This window comes from Flavobacterium foetidum (assembly GCF_004634245.1).
GTDB classification, from domain to species: domain Bacteria; phylum Bacteroidota; class Bacteroidia; order Flavobacteriales; family Flavobacteriaceae; genus Flavobacterium; species Flavobacterium foetidum.
Genome location: NZ_SJTF01000010.1, coordinates 90196 through 110723 on the forward strand (window position 1 = coordinate 90196; position 20528 = coordinate 110723).

The following is a 20528-nucleotide window of genomic DNA, read 5'->3' on the forward strand; positions in this document are numbered from 1 at the left end:
CAAAATTAAAATATGAAGGTTTCTTTTTTTGATTGTATCGCTATTTACCACGGACTTTCTTCGCTTTCGTCTTCAATATCATTGCTGAAGAATTTTCCAGTCGGCCCATTTTCATCAGTTATAGTATGTTTGACGATGAAACTCGCCGCACTTTCTACAGAACCAGGTCCACTGAAATGATTGAAATCGGTTGCTGTATAACCTGGATCTATCGCATTTACCTTAAAAGGTAAATCTCTTAATTCGTATGCCAACGTAATAGTAAAAGCATTTAATGCCGCTTTGGAAGAAACATACGAAACCGCTTTAATGGCATGATATTTCCAGCTAGGATCGCTATGTAATGTTAAAGAACCCAATCCGGAAGTAATATTGCTGATTCGCGGATTTTCAGATTTTTTAAGCAACTCGATAAAGATTTGCGTTACGTTGATTACTCCAAAGAAATTGGTGTCGAATGTATCACGAATTCCGCTTAAGTTTGCTAGAGACGCTTCTTGTGGCAAAGCACCCAAAACTCCTGCATTGTTAATTAGAACGTCAAGCTTTCCTTGCTCCTGCTCTATTATGTTTTTGGCACCTTGAATACTTTCTGTATTCGTAACATCAATCTGAATAGCTTTTATATTCGCAAAACCGTCTTGATTTAAGTTTTTTACCGCCTCTTCGCCTTTTGAAAGGTCACGGCTTCCTAGGTAAACAAAAAATCCTTTTTCTGAAAGCTGTTTGGCTGTTTCTAGTCCAATGCTTCTATTGGCGCCTGTAATCAATACTGAATTCATTTTTTATCTTTTAAAATTATCTGATGCAAAGTTTCATCAATAAAAAACGAAAACATTTGCCATATGGCAAAAAGCGACTTAACGAATGTTTTTTCTGATACGACTTAAGGAAGATTGCGTGATTCCGAGGTAAGAAGCCAGATAAGAAAGAGGAATCTTATTGATGACATTTGGGTATTTTTCCATAAACGAAAGATAACGAGTCGTTGCATCTTCAGAAACGAGCGGACTTCTTCTTTCAATTTTCAGCATAAGCGCTCTCGAAATTATCTTGTGCACAATTGCATCCCAGCCTATAATGGTTTGCAGCAGTTCTTCCCAGTCAGCTTTAGAAAAAACAATCATCTTGCAGTCGGTAACGGCTTGGACATAGGCCGAAGAGCAAATACTGTTATTAAAACTCTCTAAGTCAACCACCAAATTGTTTTCTTCAATAAAATATTTGGTGATCTCGTCGCCTTTATTGTTGTAATAGCAAACTCGCATTATTCCTTCTAAAATAAAACCGACTTGTACGGAAACCTTTCCGGCTTCCGAAAAATAATCGTCTTTTTTGATTTCAATTTCCTCAGCTTTTCTTGAGATTAAATCGATTTGCTGTTGGTTCAGACTTCCAAACTGCAAAATATAGTCTACTAGTTCTTTCATGACCGAAAGTTAGGAATAACTTTTGGGCGAAAATTTGTCATTTGGCAAAAAATGATAAAAATTATCGTTTCCTATTCTATTATGTATTTAGGTTCTTAAAATCTTTTCCATTTTTTTGCCTTTCGCCAACTCATCAACTAATTTATCTAGATATCTGATTTTTTGAATCAGTGGGTCTTCAATCTCTTCTATGCGATAACCGCAGATTACACCGGTAATTTTTACCGCATTCGGATTGAGTTCAGGGGCTTCTTTAAAGAAAGTTTCAAAATCAGACTTTTTTTCAATCTGTTCTTTAAGTTGTTCATCATTGTATCCTGTTAACCATTTGGTTACAGTGTCTACTTCCTCTTTGGTACGTCCTTTCCTTTCAGCTTTTTGAATGTATAAAGGATACACACTCGAAAACAATAATCTATATATTCTTTCGCTATTCATCTTTGCTTAAATTAATTCAACAATTGACTTATTCTTCGATTGGATTATAATTACTAAATCGCACCAGATAATCATTAGAACCCTGATATTTTCCGGAATAAAGTTTTATTTCTTTATTGTTGCGAATGATAAAACTTTCTACGTCACCATCCATAAAATTAACTTTCGCAAATTCAGTCAGGCTGTCTTTTGTCAGTTTTAGAAATGATGTCGTTGATCCTCCGTAAACGCTCAAAGCATCTATGCAATTCAACTTTTTGTTATACTCCAGATTTGGATAGTTGTCGGAATTCTTTATCTCTACAAACTTATTTTCTTTTTTAGAAAAAATAAACAATTTCCTGACGTCATTTGAACCTCTGGCTGCTGTGGCGTAATGAATTGTAAAATCATTTAAACCATCATTATTAAAATCTTCTATATCTGGAAGCATCGGAATATCGCTTTCTTTGTTTAAAGTATAATTTTGAATACTTTTCCAACGCCGATTTTGCTTCTGAAAAAGCTGAATCGAAACCTTCGTAATCGTATCAGTCGTATTTTGAGTAATTTCAATTTTATATTTTCCTTTTGCAGCAATTGTAGAACTGTCTACAAAAGTTTCAGTAAACCCACTGATTATTTCGTCATCTTCATAAGGTGCGCTTTTGATGACAGTTTCTTCTTTAATGCTGTCTGTTAGGACTGTGCTATTATTAGCTTTCTCCGTTTTGTCTTTGCAAGCAATAAATAAAGTAAAAACAATAAGTAACAGCAAATTTTTCATTTATATATTATTAATTTGTCTTAAAATTATAAAAATTAGTAAAGTGATGGTTCTAGAATGTTATAAATTATTTAAAGATATCGAAAAACGTCCGGGAATGTTTATTGGTGAAGTTTCGCTTGACAGAATTAAGCTTTTTGCTACAGGATATTATACTGCTCTTGTTGAAAATAAGTTAATTATTGAATCAAAAAATGAAGCTTTCTTTGATTGGATTGCCCGCAAACTAGGTTATTATGAATCGACAGCTGGCTGGGGCAATATGATTTTGGCATACAGTCTTGGTTTTGATCCAGAAGAAATTATTTGGGAAGAGGTTTTTTCTCGTCACATAACAAAGGAAGAACATATTCAATCTATAAAAATGTTTTACGAACTTCTTGAAGAATATAAAAATGAGATGAAGAACGAAAATAATACTACACTATAATAGAATTAAAACTATATTTATAATTCCAAATCTATTTTTTAAATGCCACTGCTGCTTATGAGAAAAAATATTCTTTTTGTACTGTTAATAATTATAATATTGGTAATTGGAATCGTAATCGGCAAAACCAAAGTCTTTGAAAAACAGGCTGTGGAAGAACATAAAAAAGCGGTTATTGATTCCGAAAGCGTAAATGCAGAAATAAGATTAGAAAATAAATACCCAACCTACACCGTTTTTGGCGGACCTCCCGACCCAAAAGATCAATACAGATATATAATTGCTAGATGGTATAATTTTCGTTTTTCTGTAAACGGAACATCCTGTACCAATATAGTTGACCATAGTGCAGATGTAAGGCACAACAATAGAACCGACAGCATTTTGCAAAGAAGAATCGGAAAGAATTGGAGAGATCTTTTTGAAAATAGCGTCGACAGTTTATATAAAGTGGATTCTTTAGCGATTTCGATTACTGAAAAAAGCATTCTAGTCAAAAACGCAATCAAACAAAAGGAAAAAACGAATAAAGCAAAATACATTAGCTACAAAACGTATCCTACAACTGATAAAAATTTAAAAATAGTAAGCGTAGAATGGTACGGCATGATTTATAGAGACTCTACGAAAGTTAGTTTTTTAAGAGCAATTGTTGATGTCAAAAATAAAAAAGTAACTCAAATTGAAAAAGCAGAAAGAGAAGGAAATCTATTTATGTTTTAAGGATAAATAATTCTTGTAAAATATTGATTTTAAATAATAATTCAATATTTGTTCTATAATTAATTTAACTTTATTACACAAAACTAACTTCATTAAATTCAAAAATAAGTTATGGAAAATTCATCAAATGATAAAACCCCAAAAGTTACCGGAATTGGCGGTATTTTCTTTTTTTCGGACAATCCTAAAGAAACTCGTGATTGGTATTCTAAAAATTTAGGAATCGAAACCAATGACTGGGGAGCAACTTTTGAATCAAGAAAATTGGCAAATCCAGATGAAACGGAATCACTACAATGGAGCCCGTTCAAGAAAGATGATTCCTATTTTTCTCCTTCTAAAAAAGAGTTTATGATCAATTATCGTGTCCGGAATATTGAAGGACTTGTTGAACAGCTCAAACTAAATGGTGTAACAATTCTGGATGCAATTGAAACTTATGATTACGGAAAGTTTGTACATATAATGGATGCAGAAGGAAATAAAATAGAACTTTGGGAACCGGCTTAAATAACCTAATCTTAGAACGAAAAAGTATGATAATTACTAAAAATAATAAACTTCCGCTTTACCTAGCTTCTGTTTTAGTGCTGTTGTTTGTGATTGTATTTTCGTTTTTGAGATTATTCCCTAAAACAGAAGAAATAGAAAATGTAACTTTTCATCTTTCGAATAGTTCTTACGGAAACTACAAAGCTTCAATTCTAGTGAAACTGAATGACTCTATTATTGCTAAATCGGAAGATATCAAAACAATGAAGGATCCTGTTTTGAGTTTAAAAGATGGTTTGTATACCATTGAAGTTTCAAATCTTGAGCATGAATTTACAATCAAAAGGGAATTCAAAATTATAAATAATCAGGAAAAGTATATTTATATCAGCTTTACTAAGCTTTCGTATGATGAATTTCTGCCTGTCTATAAACAGGAATATTTCAAAAGATATATAAAAAAGAAAAAGTATACTCCTGAAGAAAAAACAGAAATCTGGAAACAAATCGACCAAAAGCTCACGTCAAAGTCTCTTAAGTTATTAGGATATTTAGAAGAAAATCCTTCTTTCAAAATAAAGATTTTTGATGAGAGTAGTATGATAGATTAGCAATTAGCTTCTAGAAACAAGTTCTTTACCGCCACAGTTAAGTACAAAAACATCAAAAGTTTTTTTGTTTTTCAATAATCTGAGAACTTTGCTTTTTTGTTTTTCAAAGATGCACGAATTGACATCAATCATAAGCATTGTTTTCTCAATTTTATTAAAAGCAATAATAAATCCACGCTGTACAAATATCGTGTACGTTTTATAATCAAAATCTTCGTTGAAATTATTGTAGTTTTTCAATGCAAAATTTTGAATTTTATATTTCTGTTGTACAAAACCTTCATCACTTGTAAAAGTACATTCCAATAGAGATCCTGAATTTGAATCAATGACAAATTTATCCTTATAGGTTTCAATATAAAATGATGTTATCTTTCTGAAATTAAGATTATCAAATAAAAAATTAGGAAAAGCGGCATTTAGATCCTCTTGCGTGAGCGTCAATTCATTGGTTTTTAACTCTTTATTGAATAATATTTTTTTATAAAGACTTTCTTGAGAAAAGGCTGTAAAACCTGCTAAAAGCAATACTAGAAAACTGTTCTTTATCATATAGTTATTAAATGATTCAAATGTAAATTATTAAATATTCTAATACTAATAATTCTATATATTCGCAGCAAAATAACGACAACCCCAAATAATTAACCTAATGAATGAAATTTTTAGAATAAAAGAAAATGGTTTCGATGAAGTCAGGAAGCAGGTGCTTATAAAAATATTGGTAATTGCGCTAATGGCAATGTCCTTTGGACTTCTGATTTCATTTTTTAATACAGAAAGTACAGAAGAATTCTTTGAAACGCTTCCTATCATAATGCTATTTCTTGTTGTAAGTATGTTTATCGGATTCCGATCAGCAATTAAAAGATACAAGTCTTTTTTTGAAAGTTATCAGTTGAACTTTGCAGATAAGAATATTACTAGAGAACAACAAAAAACACCAGCATTAACAATTCAGTTCTCGGATATCCAGTCGATTTCCCAAAATAAAAAGGGAGATTATACCATAAAAGGAAAAACGGCGCACGAGACAATCTATATTCCGTCTCAAATCGAAAATAATGAGAGATTGCAGTCAAAACTAAATCAGATAAGACCTGTAACAGAGCAAAATCAGAAAACATTTGATCAAAAATATGCCATTCCGCTCATGATTATAAACTTGGTCTGTATGGCAGTGGTGTACATTTCTTCTAATAAAATCCTTGTCGGAATCTGTGCGGTTGCTGTAAGTTTTATTTTGATCCGATCATCAATCATCATTATAAAAAACAAAAATATTGACAGCAGAACCAAAAGAGGCGTTTATTATACAGGATTGGTGTTGCTTTCCATCATAATTGTTGCAATAATGAAAATTGCTGCTTTTTAAAAACACAAAGACCGAATGACTTTAAAAGCATTCGGTCTTATTTTATTGTTGTAATTTCTGTGAATTGAAGAATTCTAATTCCAAATTCCGTTCATTTCGGTCAATATGATCGGTTTTCCTTCGGTCACTACAATTGTATGTTCGTGTTGCGCCATAAAACCGCCTTTATTTCCGACCATTGTCCAGCCGTCCTGCAAGGTTTCTGCATAAGTAGAAGTCGTGGCTATAAAGGTCTCAATTGCAACAACAGAATTTTTCTTAAATCGCGCTAAATTGAATCGGTCTCTGTAATTGGCAATTTCGTGCGGTTCTTCGTGAAGACTCCTTCCTACGCCGTGTCCGGTGAGGTTTTTAATCACTTTGTAGCCTCTTTTTTTGGCTTCGGTTTCCATCAAAAAGCCAATATCAGAAATGCGTACACCGCCCTTGATGTTGTAGATTGCTTTATGCAGAATTTCCTTAGACGCTTCAATCAATTTTTGATGTTGATTGATGTCCTCTCCTATCACAAACGACGCTCCGTTGTCTGACCAAAAGCCATCTAATTCTGCCGAAACATCGATATTGATTAAATCTCCTTCGTTAAGAATTCGTTTTTCAGACGGAATTCCATGGCAGAATTCGTTATTTACGCTAATGCAGGTGTAACCCGGAAAACCGTACGTAACGTAAGGTGCCGATTTTGCTCCTAAATCATTGAGAATCTGTGCTCCGTAATTATCAATTTCTTTTGTAGACATTCCGGGTTTGGCATAATTTCTCATTTCTTTTAAAGCAAAAGCGACCGCCTCGCTCGCTTTCTTCATTCCGATTAATTCCGCTTCTGTTGTTATTGACATGCTTTTTTATTTTATGCTCCTAAAATAATACTTTTTATTTGAAATATCTTTTATAAATTGGCAAACGTGAATCCGATAAATCGCACTAATGGTTATCAAAGCCTTAATTCATAAAAAATATATGATATCTGAACTTTTAAGCCAACATAAATTAGCAAATATTCTATAAATATGGCCCAGAGGAAGGCATCAAAAATAAAGACATGGAGCGTATTGCTTTTTCTTTTTTTTCCACTTTTAATGCAATCACAGATTGACAGCGTTAACATTCAAGGCGTTATGCATTGCAATAAAGAATTTCTAGACATTATTAAGAAAGATAAAAAGACAATTACTTATTTCATGCCAGATGATTTTGTTTGCGATTCAGTAAAATTTAAAATGGATAGTTCCTATGTTACTGTGGAAAATAAACTTTATTTGCAACGAGTTTATTGTACGAATAGTTTTAAATTTAAAACACTAACAGACAAAGCAAATAAAGTATTTTATATTCACAATCTAGTAAATAATCAAAAGAGGAAGATTGAATTTACCGAGCCTTGTGAAATCACATTCAAAGGAGTAAAACTCAATAATAATGTAATTCACAAATATTATTTTAGAGCATTCTACGATATTTATGGACAAAACTTTAGCCTTGCTCTTGGTGAAAAGGAAAGAATTATAATAAACAGAGATTTTGCGGAATATCCGCCTTGTAAACAAACAAATTCAAGATAAAAAAAATATAAAAACTATGGGATTTTTTGACAAAATTTTTAAGCAAGACAAAACCAAAACATCAAGCAATACTGCACAATTAAGAACAGAACAGCAACTTCTCGAACGATATGCTGGAATTGTAATGGATAGACAATTGGATTTTGGAGATTTGATTGGAGAGAATAATTGGAATATCAATATTAGCAATCAAGAAATCAGTTTTGGAGCTGATTTTGTTTTTCCGATTCAGGTTTTGGGTACTGTTTCGCATTCTTCGCAAACTTGGCTTTGGTCTTGGGCCAATAAGCAATCTGGGCTTCCGGAGAGCATTATTCAGGATGCTTTAAAACTGAAAAAATACGGCGAAGAGAATGAAATTGATCTTTTGCGCAAAGACACATTCAGTTTTACCAAAGACGACCTGCATTTAATGGGAATCATAGCTTCTGGGATTAACAATTCAAGCGGTTATTATATTTGCGATTATGGCCAGGGAGCCATGGTTGTAACTATAAAAAGTGAGCAGATAGACAAAGCTCGAACAGAGAATCATTTGAGAATTATGACTGTTTTTCCGCAATTGATATCAGAGTTTGAGGTAAATCATAATACAGCCCTAACCTATTACCTAACAGACAAAGGTTATTCTATTTCTGAAAACGGAAGCCGACTAATAGCTTCAAAAAATGGAGAAACGGTTACAGCCGAATTTGATGAATTGAGCAGACTTACAAAACTGAATGGATAAGAATTTTAAATATCAATTAACACGAACCTGTAAAGACTACCAAAACAAAGATGTTTTTGAGCTCACCAAAATAGAATGCGCATTTAGTCTTTATAATTTTAAAGAAATTTGGAACAAAGAATGTTCAAACTGTTTTAGCACAGCTTGTTATTCGTTGTCAAAATCTTTCGTCGCAGTAGATCAGGAAATCTTAGATCTTTGGGGCAATAACGAAAAATTGCATTTGGACGAACAGGACGAAGAAATAATTCTAGCAGAAATGGATTATCTGCCTTTGTTATTGTCTTCTGTACACGAAAATAAGTATTTGAAAAGAAAAACAGAAATACTACTAGAAGCCTTGTGTGTGCTTTTGTATGACAATACTGTTGCATCAGAAGAATTTACAAGGGAAGAAAATAAAGAAAGAGAAAAAAATGCAACACTTATTAGATTGGAATTGATAAGACTAAAAGACCAAATAAAGGCTTCTGAAAAATACATGATGGATTATATCAAAGAAGTTGCTTTCCCTCAAATCGGAATTGAATAAATAATAGGACAATTAGTTTTAAAAATTTATTTTAGACATTTACTAATCAATCGTGATAGTAACGGGAAAACTAGCTAAAAAGTCTACTTTTTTTCCATTATTAATAGCGGGTTCTATTACCTTCAGTTTGTTTATACTGTTGGCTACATCTTCACAAAGTTTCTTGTTCGGGTGGGTTACCGTAATGTTGATAATCTCATTTTCCTTGGTAGCAATAAATTTTAACCAAAATTTGTAGCTACCAGGAACCAAATAAGATTCGTCAACCATAATCTGTCTTGAGATGCTTATTTTAAAGCAATCTAATGATTTTTCGTTTTTAATTGAACATTCGTTAGTGATAGGGATCTTTTCTACATTATTGAATTGAAACAAATCTTGTTTGCTTATTTCTCGATATACTAATTCTTTCTTTGGAACAAATTGGCGTAAGAGTTTTTTTTCTCCTTCATTTCTTTCATATTCTAAGGTAACAACGTATTCTAGTCCTTGCTTTTTAAGTTCAATAGAAATTTTTCTATTATTATCGTTATCATCAATTTTATCACCAAATCCTGTTTCTACATCGTGGTTAGAGTCAGAGTAATGAAGAGGTTTTTTAGGCGTTATTTTTTCCAGCTCTATTTTTTTCTCTTTTAAGAATTTTCTAGCATCAATACCATTTGAAAAATGATAATAGCTCCATAAAATAAGAGAGTTTTGATAGTATTTATCAATTTCTGTAAAAGAACTTGAGATAGATAATTGAATTTTTATGCTGTCTGCGCTAGGCTAAACATCTTTGGCTATTTTTGGGTCTAGATAACCATAAAATGTTTTAATGGTAACATCATTTTGAGTTAAAATACCCTTGGTTCCCTTTTTTATGAACCCATATTGTTTGATTGCATCGTAAATGGTGTCTCTGCTTGCTTCTAAAGGAAGGTTAAAGAACAATTTATTAACATCGCTTTGAGCATACGAATTCAATAAACTAAAAAAGTATATCAAAATGGCTGTAAGTTTTTTGTTCTGTGATTTCATATTTTACAAATAAAACTTAAAGATGCTTACGACATTATCAGGTAGATTTTTGGTCAATTATAAATGTTTTTGATCAATACAATAGTACAGAAAAAAGAAACGCTTTGAGGATTTTTTTGTGTTAATCCGCCAAAACTCCTGCAAAAAAGGCAAAAAAAAACTCCTTAAATTTCTTAAGGAGTTTTTTTGTGGGCGATGAGGGGTTCGAACCCCCGACCCCCTCGGTGTAAACGAGGTGCTCTGAACCAGCTGAGCTAATCGCCCTATTTTATTAGGTTGCCATCATTTGTGATTGCGAGTGCAAATATACAGCTAGATTTTATATCTACAAGCATATTTTAAAAAAAAATGAAATAAATTTTAGTTCTTCTGTTTATAATCTTATTTTTCAGACTCTTAAAAAACAAAGAGTTTTTTCTCTTTTCTTATAATTTCGTTAAAAAGCCAAATTCAATCCTCTAATTCTTATTATTCCTTTGTAGTGATTTGACTTAGTCATACATTTGCATACCTAAAAATAGTAAAATCTAATGGCACGATTAAAAGAAAATGATTTACCAAAATCAAAAATAACGGCTACCTCACTTAATAAAGCAAAAACAATATTTACATACGCAGGGCATCATAAATGGAAATTCTTCATTGGTTTGATTTTTCTACTACTTACCGGTGCCACTGCCCTTGCCTTTCCAAAATTAATGGGAATGCTGGTAGATTGCGTAAAAAACAAAGACAACGACCAAGCAAATACAATAGCGTTAGGTTTAATTGTTATTCTGTTTTTGCAATCCTTCTTCTCTTTCTTCAGATTATCATTGTTTGTCAACTTTACCGAAAATACACTGGCCAACCTTCGTTTAGCTTTGTATACTAATTTGGTAAAACTGCCAATGACTTTCTTTTCGCAGAAAAGAGTCGGCGAACTAAACAGTCGTATCAGCGCGGATATCACGCAAATTCAGGACACTTTAACCACAACAATTGCAGAGTTTCTGCGTCAGTTTATTTTAATTATTGGAGGAATTATCCTTTTAGCAACCGAAAGCTTTAAACTTACTTTGTTAATGCTTTCCGTTGTTCCGTTAGTCGCAATTGCAGCAGTAATTTTTGGTAGATTCATTAGAAAATACTCCAAAAAAGTACAAGATCAAGTTGCCGAAAGTCAGGTAATTGTTGAAGAAACAATGCAGGGAATCAGCATCGTGAAGGCTTTTGCTAACGAATGGTACGAAATAGCGCGTTATAAAGGTAAAATCAGCGATGTTGTAAAACTGGCCATCAAAGGCGGTAAATACCGTGGTTATTTTGCTTCTTTCATCATTTTCTGCCTGTTTGGAGCAATTGTAGCAGTAGTTTGGTATGGCGTTCGCTTGAGTATTGCTGGCGAAATGAGTGTCGGGCAATTAATTTCGTTTGTATTGTATTCTACGTTTGTAGGAGCTTCTTTTGGAGGCATAGCCGAATTATATGCACAAATACAGAAAGCAATCGGTGCAACAGAAAGAGTTTTTGAATTATTAGACGAAAGTCCAGAAAAAATCGCTTCTGATTCTAAGAGAAATCAGGAGAAAATTAAAGGAAATGTTACCTTCAAAAATGTTGCGTTCAGTTATCCGACCCGTCAGGAAATCCAAGTTTTAAAAGACGTTAATTTTAAGGCCGAATTTGGGCAGAAAATAGCAATCGTTGGGCCTAGTGGCGCCGGGAAATCTACCATATCATCTTTGTTGCTTCGTTTCTACGATATTACTTCGGGGGAAATAACCGTAGACGAAAAAAATATTTACGATTACGATTTGGAAACCCTTCGCGGCAACATGAGTATAGTGCCTCAGGATGTCATTTTATTTGGCGGAACGATTAGAGAAAATATCGCTTACGGAAAACCAGATGCGACCGACGAAGAAATTATTCAGGCAGCAAAACAAGCCAATGCCTTTAATTTTGTTGATGGCTTCCCAGAAAAGTTTGAAACTTTGGTTGGAGAGCGCGGCGTAAAATTGTCTGGCGGGCAACGTCAACGTATTGCAATTGCACGAGCTTTGCTTAAAAATCCAAGTATTCTGATTTTAGATGAAGCAACTTCATCTCTAGACAGCGAAAGCGAAAAACTGGTTCAGGAAGCTTTGGAAGTTCTGATGGAAGGAAGAACCAGCATCATTATTGCTCATCGTCTCTCAACTATCAGAAACGCAGATAAAATCTTAGTTCTTGACAACGGAAAAATCTCTGAAGAAGGAACACATCAAGAATTAATAAACCTAGAAAACGGAATTTACAAAAACCTAAGCAATCTGCAGTTTAGTAATTCTTAAATGTTTAAAATTCCAATTTTTAAATTCCAAATTCCAATAAAAAACTCCGTTTGCAATAAACGGATTTTTTATTGTATTATTTAAAGCAAACCCGACACGTTTTAAAAACTTGTCGGGTTATAAATATTTTGGAATTTGAATTTAAAAAATTGGAATTTACAACTAAAATTTTATTTTCCTTTTCTTCTATTGCGTTCTGTCTTGATCATAGATAATTCACGGCTTGTCTGACCGGCAACAGAAGTATTTTCTTCTGCACGACGAATTAAGTACGGCATCACATCTTTAACAGGTCCGAAAGGAAGATATTTAGCAACATTATAACCGTTTTCGGCTAAGTTGTAGCTAATGTTGTCGCTCATTCCGTACAATTGCCCAAACCATATTCTAGAATCGTTTTTAGCCATTCCTTTTCCTGCCATCATCTCCATTAACTTGTACGAACTTGCCTCATTGTGAGTGCCGGCAAAAATGGCCATTTTGTCAATATGGTCTAACATATAATGAACAGCGCTGTCGTAATTTACATCAGTTGCCTCTTTAGAGACACAGATAGGAGAAACATAACCTTTCTCTTCAGCACGTTTGTTTTCCTTTTCCATATAAGCACCACGAACCAGTTTCATTCCGATGTAGAAACCTTCTTTTTTAGCGGTTTCGTGTAGTTTTTTCAAATAATCCAAACGATCCCATCGGTACATCTGTAATGTATTAAAAACAATGGCCTTCTCTTTATTGTATTTACGCATCATATCAGTAACCAAATCATCTGCTGCGTCCTGCATCCAGCTTTCTTCTCCATCAATTAATAATGCTACATCTTTTTTATAAGCTTCGCTGCAGATTTTATCAAAACGCTCCACCACTCTATTCCATTCTGCTTGTTCTGCCGGAATCAAAGTTTGTTTTTCTCCAAGTTTCTCATACAATTCGAAACGTCCTAAACCGGTCGGTTTAAAAACGGCAAACGGAATTGCAAGACGTTCTTTGGCAAATTCTACTGTTCTTAATGTCATTTCCAGAGCAGCGTCAAATTGCTCCTCTTCTTCTTTTCCTTCAACAGAATAATCCAATACAGAAGATACGCCTTTGGTAAACATTTTGTCTACTACCGTTAAGCAGTCATTTTCGTTTACGCCGCCGCAAAAGTGATCAAACACCGTAGCGCGAATCAGTCCTTCAACCGGAAGATGCGCTTTAATAGCGAAGTTAGTAACAGCCGTTCCGATTCGTACCAAAGGTTCGCTGTCAATCATTTTAAAAAGAAAATAAGCCCTGTCAAGTTCTGTATCGCTTTTTAAAGCAAATGCAACCTGAGTGTTATCGAATATTTTTTCCATTAAGTCTAGTTTTTCATGCAAAGATATAGAGAGTTTTGAATATTATTTATCAAAACATGTCATATTTTTTAATATCTTTAATATGATTGTTGTTTTGGGAAGCTTATAGCCCGAATTTGAGAATAACTAATTTAATCTCCTCCAAATCAAAACAGAATTTTAAACAAATTAGAATCAAAGTTTGAATATTAATTAGCCAAAATTGCCTTATTTTTGCGCTTTTCAAATTAACTAAAGAACTATGCAGTCTATTCAAGCCAATAACTACCTCGTACATTTCAACCAAAATGCTTACGAAGCTTTAAATAATCATTTAAGAGAGAATAAGTATTCTAACATATTTATAATCGTAGACGATCAGACAAATGAATATTGTCTTCCTAAATTTATTTCACATTTAGAGACTGATTTGGCTATAGAAATTATTGAATTTGAATCTGGAGAAGCCAATAAAAATATCGAAACTTGTATTGAAATCTGGAATATCCTAACGGAGCTGGGAGCAGATAGAAAAACATTGGTTATTAATGTTGGCGGTGGCGTGGTTACAGATTTAGGCGGTTTTGTGGCTTCTACCTTTAAAAGAGGCGTAGATTTCATCAATGTTCCTACAACTCTGCTTTCTATGGTTGATGCTTCTGTTGGAGGAAAAACCGGAGTCGACTTAGGGAATCTTAAAAACCAAATTGGCGTAATTAATGTGCCACAAATGGTCTTAATTGATACCGAATACCTCGAAACCTTGCCTCAGACCGAAATGCGTTCTGGTTTGGCCGAAATGCTAAAACACGGACTTATATATGATGCCCCTTATTGGAGACAGTTTTCTGATTTAAAATCGATTGTTTTCGACGAATTGGATCAATTGATTTATCGTTCAGTCGAAATCAAAAACGAAATTGTAATTCAGGATCCTACCGAGAAAAACATTCGTAAAGCCTTAAATTTCGGACATACTTTAGGTCATGCGATTGAAGGATATTTTTTAGAAAACGAAGAAAAAACTACGCTACTGCACGGAGAGGCAATCGCGGTTGGTATGATTCTGGAAAGCTTTATTTCACTCCAGAAAAACCTGATTTCCGCAGAAGAGTATCGTGAAATCAAAACCATTATAAAAGGTATTTATGACGATGTAGTTTTCGAAGATAATGATATTGATCCGATCTTGGAATTACTTATTCACGACAAAAAAAATGAGTACGGAATGATTCAATTTGCATTGATTGAAGGAATCGGAAAAATAAAAATTAACCAATCTGTTGAAAATAAATTGATTCTAGAAGCGTTTCAAGATTATAAATCTTAAACTTTTTTTAATCGAAAGCGTTGCATTTGGTATATTTTATTTTTTACATTTGCCCCATGAAAACAAACAAACAGCGAAGACAATTCAGCTCTTACAGAAACCGCCTCAACAGTTCTTTATTAAGAATGTTGAACCGTTTTTATAATAGTAAAAGTCCGTTCTGTTTTGATGTTTTCCAATGTTCAAAAGCCGAGCACGAAAAACTGCCGATTATATTTGCCAATATTAGAGTTTGAATCAAGATTTAGCCCCAAAACAGCACTAAATTATCCATTCACAATTCTAAATTTTGACAACTAAATGAATACAAAATATTCTGATCTTATAAACCAGACATACTACTTTCCGCAAGAGGAATTCAAATTAAACAAAGACAACCTTCTGTTTCATAATATTGATTTAATGAAATTGGTTGAACAGTATGGCACCCCTTTAAAATTCACCTATCTTCCTCAGATTTCTGAAAATATCAATAAAGCCAAAGCTTGGTTCAGAAAATCAATGGAAAAAAATAAGTACGATGCAAAGTACTACTATTGTTATTGCACAAAAAGCTCTCATTTTGAATATATAATGAATGAAGCTTTCAAGAACAATATCCATATCGAGACTTCATCTGCGTTTGACGTAAATATTGTTGAGAATTTGCTCGAAAACGGCAAAATCAACAAAAGCACTTATGTAATCTGCAACGGTTTTAAAAGAGACGAATACATTACTAATATTGCTAGATTGATCAATAACGGACATAAAAACACTATTCCGATTATTGATAATTACGAAGAGCTTGACCTTCTTCAAGCAGAAATTAAAGGAAAATTCAAAATTGGAATCCGTATTGCCGCTGAAGAGGAGCCTAAATTCGAGTTTTATACCTCAAGATTAGGTATTGGTTACAAAAACATTGTTTCTTTTTATAAAAAACAAATTCAGGAAAATGACAAATTAGAGCTTAAAATGCTTCACTTTTTCATTAATACCGGAATCAACGATACTTCATACTATTGGAACGAGCTTGTAAAATGTATTAAAGTTTATATCGCTCTTAAAAAAGAGTGTCCTACTCTTGACGGATTAAATATTGGTGGAGGATTCCCTATCAAAAATTCGCTTGCTTTTGAATACGATTATCAATATATGATTGACGAAATCATCAATCAGATTAAAATTGCTTGTGATGAGGCTGAAGTAGATGTTCCTAATATCTTTACAGAATTCGGATCATTTACCGTTGGAGAAAGTGGTGGCGCAATTTACCAGATCTTGTATCAGAAACAACAAAATGATAGAGAAAAATGGAATATGATAGATTCTTCATTCATTACCACTCTGCCAGATACTTGGGCGATAAACAAACGTTTTATCATGTTGGCAATCAATAGATGGAATGATACATACGAACGGGTTTTGTTAGGAGGCCTTACCTGTGATAGTGACGATTATTACAACTCAGAACAAAACATGAACGCGATTTATCTGCCAAAATACAATAAAGAAAAACCTTTATATATTGGTTTCTTCAATACAGGCGCTTATCAAGAAACTATCGGAGGTTATGGCGGTCTTCACCACTGCTTGATTCCGCAACCTAAACATATTTTGATCGATCGCGATGAAAATGGAATTCTGGCAACCGAAGTTTTCTCAGAACAACAGACTTCTGATGACGTTTTGAAGATATTAGGCTATAAAAAAAAGTTATAAAAAACGACAAATTAAGTTAGATAAATATTTAGAAAATTCTTAATTTGCAGAAACATCTAAAAGGTTAAACTTTTTAATTCAAAAAAAAAAAAAATAAAGACAAGAAAATGAAAGGACCAATCAGTCAGTTTATAGAAAAACATTATCTGCACTTTAATTCTGCTTCTTTAGTTGATGCTGCAAAAGCTTATGAAGATCAGCTTAATAACGGCGCTAAAATGATGGTGACTTTGGCTGGCGCAATGAGTACAGCAGAAATTGGTAAAATTTTTGCCGAAGTTATTAGACAAGATAAAGTACAAATCATTTCGTGCACAGGAGCAAATCTTGAAGAAGATATCATGAATCTGGTTGCGCATTCTCATTACGAGAGAGTACCGCATTACCGCGATTTAACTCCAGAAGATGAATGGGCTTTGCTAGAAAGAGGACTAAACCGTGTTACAGATACTTGTATCCCAGAACATGAGGCTTTCCGTCGTCTTCAAAAACACATCTACAAAATCTGGAAAGATGCCGATGACAAAGGAGAACGATATTTTCCGCATGAATTCATGTATAAAATGTTGTTGTCAGGCGTTTTAGAAGAGTACTACGAAATTGATTTAAAAGATAGCTGGATGTATGCAGCTGCAGAGAAAAATTTACCTATTATTGTTCCTGGATGGGAAGACAGCACAATGGGAAATATCTTTGCTTCATACGTAATCAAGGGAGACTTAAAAGCTTCTACAATGAAATCTGGAATTGAATACATGACATTCCTTGCAGACTGGTATTCAAAAAACAGCAGCAATGGTGTTGGTTTCTTCCAAATCGGTGGTGGTATTGCGGGTGACTTCCCTATCTGTGTAGTTCCTATGCTGTATCAAGATATGGAAATGCACGATGTTCCGTTCTGGAGTTATTTCTGCCAAATCTCAGATTCTACAACTAGTTATGGTTCGTATTCTGGAGCAGTTCCAAACGAGAAAATCACTTGGGGTAAATTAGACATCAAAACCCCTAAATTTATTATTGAGTCGGATGCTACAATTGTTGCTCCGTTAATTTTCGCATATTTATTAGATTTATAAAATAATTTATGAAAAGAGTTATAGTTGACTACGCTAAACTAACCAACGAAATTTTAAACCTTTTGGTTGAAAAGTTTCCTGATGGTTATGATGATTCGGATGTAATCCGTTTTAGAAATGCTAAAAACGAATTGGTTGAAGCTGTTGAAGTACGTACTGAAGATACTATTTATTTGGTGAAAATCAGTACTAAATTGGCAGACAGAATTGAAAACTACGATGAAGATGATGATTTAGATGTTGATGTAGATGCAATTGCACCAGTAAAAGGACTTGATCTTGATGATGACATCAGCGACGACGATGATGATGAGGATGAAAATCTTGACAAACCGGATACTGATGGCGATGATGACGATGACGATGATGACAAAGCCGATACTGATTATGATGAAGACGACGAAGATGATGAAGATTAATTCATTTTCTTTCAAATAATTTAAAGGAACTCTATTGGGTTCCTTTTTTTATATTTTGAATCAAACCTTAACAAAATTTATATTTTTATATTTGTAAGATTATATTTATTTTACAGACATAAAAATTATACGCCAATGACTTCAGAAACTTTACACGCTACTTTAAAAGAAAATTTTGGTTTTGAAAAGTTCAGACCAAATCAAGAAACCATTATATCTACGATTCTTTCGGGACAAGATGCTTTAGCGATTATGCCAACTGGTGGAGGAAAATCAATATGTTTTCAGCTCCCGGCTCTTGTATTGCCAGGAATTACGATTGTAATTTCGCCCTTGATTGCTTTAATGAAAGATCAAGTGGACAGCTTAAAAACCAACGGAATAGCAGCTTGTTATATCAATAGTTCGCAATCTGCGCAGGAACAATTGTATTATATCGACAACTTAAAATCTAATAAATTTAAATTAGTTTATATTGCTCCCGAAAGTCTTTCTTATTTGGATATGGCTTTCAATGAACTAACAGTTAGTCTGATAGCTATTGATGAAGCTCACTGTATATCTTCTTGGGGACATGACTTCAGGCCTGCTTATACTAATTTAGGTTATTTGAAGAGCCGCTTTCCTGCTACCCCAGTTTTAGCATTAACTGCCACTGCCGATAAAGCAACTCGTACCGATATTATTAAGCAATTGAATCTAACCAATCCTAAAACTTTTGTTACTTCGTTTGATAGAAAAAATTTAAGTTTAGAGGTTCGCCCCGCACTGGATAGAGTAAAACAAATAATTGATTTTGTTGAAAACAAGCCGAATGAATCGGGAATCATTTACTGTTTAAGCAGAAAAACTACTGAAGAACTAGCAGAAAAACTAAAGAAAAATGGAATCACAGCCAAAGCCTACCATGCTGGACTTGATAATACAACTCGTGCCAAAACTCAAGATGAGTTTATCAATGATGATTGCCAAGTGGTCTGCGCTACGATTGCTTTTGGAATGGGAATTGACAAATCAAATGTTCGTTGGGTAATTCATTATAATCTTCCAAAAAACATTGAAGGTTATTATCAAGAAATCGGACGTGCTGGCCGAGACGGCTTACCGGCAGAAACTGTTTTGTTTGAAAGTTATGCTGATGTTATTCAGCTTCAGAAATTTGCTTCTGAAGGATTGAATGCTGATGTGCAGCTTGCAAAACTCGAACGAATGAAGCAGTATGCAGATGCTGTAAGCTGCAGAAGAAAAATTCTGCTTTCGTATTTTGGTGAATTGGTGACCGAAAACTGTGGTAACTGCGATATTTGCAATAATCCGCCAACTTTTTTTGATGGTACGATTCTCGCGCAGAAAGCTTTGTCTGCTATTACCCGCTTAAAAGAATCGGAACCTCTAGCCGTTATTATCGATTTTTTGAGAGGCTCAAGAAATGCATATATCTACGAAAAAAATTATCAGGAGCTAAAAACGTACGGAATTGGAGCTGATGTTTCTTGGTATGACTGGAATCAGTATCTTATTCAGCTTATCAATCTTGGTTATTGTGAAATAGCTTTTCATCAGCACAATAAAATATTGCTTACTCCTTTTGCCAAAAAAGTTTTGTTTGAAGGTGAGAAAGTCAAACTGACCACAGTTGTCAAGAAAACAATCGACAAAACAGAAATTAAAGAAACAAAACCTAAAGCCGTTAAAAATTCGCTGTTTGAGACACTTCGAAAATTACGTTATGAAATTGCGCAGGAAGAAGAAGTTCCTGCCTATGTTATATTTAGTGATGCTTCTTTGCGTCAGATGGAAATTTTAAGACCAATGAGTGATGAAGAGTTTCTTGCTGTTGAAGGGGTCGGTAAAGCAAAACTAGAAAAATACGGAGAAGATTTTATCAAAGCAATTATTGAATTTGAAAGAAATAAATCGGTCGTTAAAAAAGAAAAAAAAGAAAGTACGTATGCGCAAACATTAGAACTGTTTAAGAACGGACTTTCGGTAGAAGAAATTGCAGGACAACGAAATCTAGGAGAAACGACGATTATTTCGCATTTAGCAAAATTATATGTTGATGGAAATGACATAGATTTAAGTAAGTTTGTTTCGGACGAAGAAATTCTGAAAATTGAAAAGGCTAAAACAGAATTAGAAAATCCAAGTGCATTGAGACCTTACTTCGATTATTTTGAAGAAAAAATGTCGTATGACAAAATTCGTTTCGGATTGGCATTTTTGGAGAGAAAACTTCAAATAACTAAATAA

General features: G+C 33.6%; 24 protein-coding genes and 1 tRNA gene. 15 read left to right on the plus strand and 10 right to left on the minus strand.

What is annotated here, in order from left to right; all coding sequences use genetic code 11:
* Positions 1 to 44: 44 nt before the first annotated feature.
* The 4 genes from E0W73_RS13640 to E0W73_RS13655 all read right to left on the minus strand — a co-directional run bounded on the left by E0W73_RS13640 (position 45) and on the right by E0W73_RS13655 (position 2634).
* Positions 45 to 782: an SDR family NAD(P)-dependent oxidoreductase gene (locus E0W73_RS13640; protein ID WP_135222628.1), complete on the minus strand. Its 738-nt coding sequence runs from the start codon at positions 780 to 782 to the stop codon at positions 45 to 47.
* Between the two features lie 78 nt (positions 783 to 860).
* Positions 861 to 1430 (minus strand): Crp/Fnr family transcriptional regulator, encoded by a 570-nt coding sequence (locus E0W73_RS13645; RefSeq protein ID WP_135222629.1) that lies wholly within the window; start codon positions 1428 to 1430, stop codon positions 861 to 863.
* 87 nt (positions 1431 to 1517) lie between these two features.
* Positions 1518 to 1868, minus strand: coding sequence for a DUF2200 domain-containing protein (locus E0W73_RS13650; RefSeq protein WP_135222630.1), 351 nt, complete (start codon positions 1866 to 1868; stop codon positions 1518 to 1520).
* 28 nt (positions 1869 to 1896) lie between these two features.
* Positions 1897 to 2634: an XAC2610-related protein gene (locus tag E0W73_RS13655; protein ID WP_135222631.1), complete on the minus strand. Its 738-nt coding sequence runs from the start codon at positions 2632 to 2634 to the stop codon at positions 1897 to 1899.
* A gap of 46 nt (positions 2635 to 2680) precedes the next feature.
* On the opposite strand from E0W73_RS13655, the gene E0W73_RS13660 reads away from it, so the two are divergent.
* From E0W73_RS13660 to E0W73_RS13675, 4 genes are all read left to right on the plus strand, one after another.
* Positions 2681 to 3064, plus strand: coding sequence for a hypothetical protein (locus tag E0W73_RS13660; RefSeq protein ID WP_135222632.1), 384 nt, complete (start codon positions 2681 to 2683; stop codon positions 3062 to 3064).
* A 57-nt stretch (positions 3065 to 3121) separates the two neighbouring features.
* A complete protein-coding gene (locus E0W73_RS13665) occupies positions 3122 to 3787 on the plus strand; it encodes a hypothetical protein (RefSeq protein ID WP_135222633.1) in 666 nt (221 codons plus the stop codon).
* A 111-nt stretch (positions 3788 to 3898) separates the two neighbouring features.
* Complete coding sequence (locus tag E0W73_RS13670) at positions 3899 to 4297, plus strand: VOC family protein (protein ID WP_135222634.1); 399 nt, start codon at positions 3899 to 3901, stop codon at positions 4295 to 4297.
* Positions 4298 to 4323: 26 nt separating this feature from the next.
* On the plus strand, positions 4324 to 4890 hold the full coding sequence (locus E0W73_RS13675; RefSeq protein ID WP_135222635.1) for a hypothetical protein: 567 nt from the start codon (positions 4324 to 4326) through the stop codon (positions 4888 to 4890).
* A gap of 3 nt (positions 4891 to 4893) precedes the next feature.
* Here E0W73_RS13675 and E0W73_RS13680 read toward each other — a convergent pair whose 3' ends face one another.
* Positions 4894 to 5442, minus strand: a complete 549-nt coding sequence (locus E0W73_RS13680) for a hypothetical protein (RefSeq protein WP_135222636.1) — start codon at positions 5440 to 5442, stop codon at positions 4894 to 4896.
* 100 nt (positions 5443 to 5542) lie between these two features.
* Here E0W73_RS13680 and E0W73_RS13685 point away from each other — a divergent pair, with 100 nt between their 5' ends.
* A complete protein-coding gene (locus E0W73_RS13685) occupies positions 5543 to 6265 on the plus strand; it encodes a hypothetical protein (RefSeq protein WP_135222637.1) in 723 nt (240 codons plus the stop codon).
* Positions 6266 to 6339: 74 nt separating this feature from the next.
* Here the strand turns inward: E0W73_RS13685 and map are convergent, their stop codons facing one another.
* Positions 6340 to 7104, minus strand: a complete 765-nt coding sequence (map, locus tag E0W73_RS13690; protein WP_135222638.1) for a type I methionyl aminopeptidase — start codon at positions 7102 to 7104, stop codon at positions 6340 to 6342.
* A gap of 240 nt (positions 7105 to 7344) precedes the next feature.
* Here map and E0W73_RS13695 point away from each other — a divergent pair, with 240 nt between their 5' ends.
* The 3 genes from E0W73_RS13695 to E0W73_RS13705 are packed head-to-tail and all read left to right on the plus strand — an operon-like array spanning position 7345 to position 9089.
* Positions 7345 to 7827, plus strand: coding sequence for a hypothetical protein (locus E0W73_RS13695; protein ID WP_135222639.1), 483 nt, complete (start codon positions 7345 to 7347; stop codon positions 7825 to 7827).
* 16 nt (positions 7828 to 7843) lie between these two features.
* Positions 7844 to 8557: a DUF6882 domain-containing protein gene (locus tag E0W73_RS13700; RefSeq protein WP_135222640.1), complete on the plus strand. Its 714-nt coding sequence runs from the start codon at positions 7844 to 7846 to the stop codon at positions 8555 to 8557.
* Positions 8550 to 9089 carry a hypothetical protein gene (locus E0W73_RS13705; RefSeq protein WP_135222641.1) on the plus strand — a complete coding sequence of 180 codons (540 nt, stop codon included), beginning with the start codon at positions 8550 to 8552 and terminating at the stop codon, positions 9087 to 9089. Before E0W73_RS13700 ends, E0W73_RS13705 begins: the two co-directional genes overlap by 8 nt.
* Positions 9090 to 9131: 42 nt before the next feature.
* Here the strand turns inward: E0W73_RS13705 and E0W73_RS13710 are convergent, their stop codons facing one another.
* From E0W73_RS13710 to E0W73_RS13720, 3 genes are all read right to left on the minus strand, one after another.
* Positions 9132 to 9359: a hypothetical protein gene (locus E0W73_RS13710; RefSeq protein WP_135222642.1), complete on the minus strand. Its 228-nt coding sequence runs from the start codon at positions 9357 to 9359 to the stop codon at positions 9132 to 9134.
* A 501-nt stretch (positions 9360 to 9860) separates the two neighbouring features.
* On the minus strand, positions 9861 to 10112 hold the full coding sequence (locus E0W73_RS13715; RefSeq protein WP_135222643.1) for a hypothetical protein: 252 nt from the start codon (positions 10110 to 10112) through the stop codon (positions 9861 to 9863).
* Positions 10113 to 10301: 189 nt separating this feature from the next.
* Positions 10302 to 10376 (minus strand) — tRNA-Val (locus E0W73_RS13720).
* Positions 10377 to 10642: 266 nt separating this feature from the next.
* Between E0W73_RS13720 and E0W73_RS13725 the strand changes: the two genes are divergently transcribed.
* On the plus strand, positions 10643 to 12427 hold the full coding sequence (locus tag E0W73_RS13725) for an ABC transporter ATP-binding protein (RefSeq protein WP_135222644.1): 1785 nt from the start codon (positions 10643 to 10645) through the stop codon (positions 12425 to 12427).
* 170 nt (positions 12428 to 12597) lie between these two features.
* On the opposite strand, the gene E0W73_RS13730 is transcribed toward E0W73_RS13725, so the two are convergent.
* Complete coding sequence (locus E0W73_RS13730; RefSeq protein ID WP_135222645.1) at positions 12598 to 13767, minus strand: proline dehydrogenase family protein; 1170 nt, start codon at positions 13765 to 13767, stop codon at positions 12598 to 12600.
* 241 nt (positions 13768 to 14008) lie between these two features.
* Between E0W73_RS13730 and aroB the strand changes: the two genes are divergently transcribed.
* From aroB to recQ, 6 genes are all read left to right on the plus strand, one after another.
* Positions 14009 to 15076 (plus strand): 3-dehydroquinate synthase, encoded by a 1068-nt coding sequence (aroB, locus tag E0W73_RS13735; RefSeq protein WP_135222646.1) that lies wholly within the window; start codon positions 14009 to 14011, stop codon positions 15074 to 15076.
* A gap of 56 nt (positions 15077 to 15132) precedes the next feature.
* Complete coding sequence (locus E0W73_RS21445) at positions 15133 to 15312, plus strand: hypothetical protein (RefSeq protein WP_162847707.1); 180 nt, start codon at positions 15133 to 15135, stop codon at positions 15310 to 15312.
* A gap of 64 nt (positions 15313 to 15376) precedes the next feature.
* On the plus strand, positions 15377 to 16780 hold the full coding sequence (locus tag E0W73_RS13740) for a type III PLP-dependent enzyme domain-containing protein (protein ID WP_135222647.1): 1404 nt from the start codon (positions 15377 to 15379) through the stop codon (positions 16778 to 16780).
* Between the two features lie 107 nt (positions 16781 to 16887).
* A complete protein-coding gene (locus E0W73_RS13745; protein WP_135222648.1) occupies positions 16888 to 17856 on the plus strand; it encodes a deoxyhypusine synthase family protein in 969 nt (322 codons plus the stop codon).
* Positions 17857 to 17864: 8 nt separating this feature from the next.
* Positions 17865 to 18275 (plus strand): DNA primase, encoded by a 411-nt coding sequence (locus E0W73_RS21450; protein WP_162847708.1) that lies wholly within the window; start codon positions 17865 to 17867, stop codon positions 18273 to 18275.
* A gap of 135 nt (positions 18276 to 18410) precedes the next feature.
* The gene (gene recQ, locus E0W73_RS13755) at positions 18411 to 20528 is read left to right on the plus strand and encodes a DNA helicase RecQ (RefSeq protein WP_135222649.1); all 2118 of its coding nucleotides are present in this window, start codon (positions 18411 to 18413) and stop codon (positions 20526 to 20528) included.

Coding starts and splice junctions, on each gene's coding strand:
- E0W73_RS13640 (WP_135222628.1), bottom strand. CDS start 782: ATGAATTCAGTATTGATTACAGGCGCCAATAGAAGCATTGGACTAGAA.
- E0W73_RS13645 (WP_135222629.1), bottom strand. CDS start 1,430: ATGAAAGAACTAGTAGACTATATTTTGCAGTTTGGAAGTCTGAACCAA.
- E0W73_RS13650 (WP_135222630.1), bottom strand. CDS start 1,868: ATGAATAGCGAAAGAATATATAGATTATTGTTTTCGAGTGTGTATCCT.
- E0W73_RS13655 (WP_135222631.1), bottom strand. CDS start 2,634: ATGAAAAATTTGCTGTTACTTATTGTTTTTACTTTATTTATTGCTTGC.
- E0W73_RS13660 (WP_135222632.1), top strand. CDS start 2,681: ATGGTTCTAGAATGTTATAAATTATTTAAAGATATCGAAAAACGTCCG.
- E0W73_RS13665 (WP_135222633.1), top strand. CDS start 3,122: ATGAGAAAAAATATTCTTTTTGTACTGTTAATAATTATAATATTGGTA.
- E0W73_RS13670 (WP_135222634.1), top strand. CDS start 3,899: ATGGAAAATTCATCAAATGATAAAACCCCAAAAGTTACCGGAATTGGC.
- E0W73_RS13675 (WP_135222635.1), top strand. CDS start 4,324: ATGATAATTACTAAAAATAATAAACTTCCGCTTTACCTAGCTTCTGTT.
- E0W73_RS13680 (WP_135222636.1), bottom strand. CDS start 5,442: ATGATAAAGAACAGTTTTCTAGTATTGCTTTTAGCAGGTTTTACAGCC.
- E0W73_RS13685 (WP_135222637.1), top strand. CDS start 5,543: ATGAATGAAATTTTTAGAATAAAAGAAAATGGTTTCGATGAAGTCAGG.
- map (WP_135222638.1), bottom strand. CDS start 7,104: ATGTCAATAACAACAGAAGCGGAATTAATCGGAATGAAGAAAGCGAGC.
- E0W73_RS13695 (WP_135222639.1), top strand. CDS start 7,345: ATGCAATCACAGATTGACAGCGTTAACATTCAAGGCGTTATGCATTGC.
- E0W73_RS13700 (WP_135222640.1), top strand. CDS start 7,844: ATGGGATTTTTTGACAAAATTTTTAAGCAAGACAAAACCAAAACATCA.
- E0W73_RS13705 (WP_135222641.1), top strand. CDS start 8,550: ATGGATAAGAATTTTAAATATCAATTAACACGAACCTGTAAAGACTAC.
- E0W73_RS13710 (WP_135222642.1), bottom strand. CDS start 9,359: ATGGTTGACGAATCTTATTTGGTTCCTGGTAGCTACAAATTTTGGTTA.
- E0W73_RS13715 (WP_135222643.1), bottom strand. CDS start 10,112: ATGAAATCACAGAACAAAAAACTTACAGCCATTTTGATATACTTTTTT.
- E0W73_RS13725 (WP_135222644.1), top strand. CDS start 10,643: ATGGCACGATTAAAAGAAAATGATTTACCAAAATCAAAAATAACGGCT.
- E0W73_RS13730 (WP_135222645.1), bottom strand. CDS start 13,767: ATGGAAAAAATATTCGATAACACTCAGGTTGCATTTGCTTTAAAAAGC.
- aroB (WP_135222646.1), top strand. CDS start 14,009: ATGCAGTCTATTCAAGCCAATAACTACCTCGTACATTTCAACCAAAAT.
- E0W73_RS21445 (WP_162847707.1), top strand. CDS start 15,133: ATGAAAACAAACAAACAGCGAAGACAATTCAGCTCTTACAGAAACCGC.
- E0W73_RS13740 (WP_135222647.1), top strand. CDS start 15,377: ATGAATACAAAATATTCTGATCTTATAAACCAGACATACTACTTTCCG.
- E0W73_RS13745 (WP_135222648.1), top strand. CDS start 16,888: ATGAAAGGACCAATCAGTCAGTTTATAGAAAAACATTATCTGCACTTT.
- E0W73_RS21450 (WP_162847708.1), top strand. CDS start 17,865: ATGAAAAGAGTTATAGTTGACTACGCTAAACTAACCAACGAAATTTTA.
- recQ (WP_135222649.1), top strand. CDS start 18,411: ATGACTTCAGAAACTTTACACGCTACTTTAAAAGAAAATTTTGGTTTT.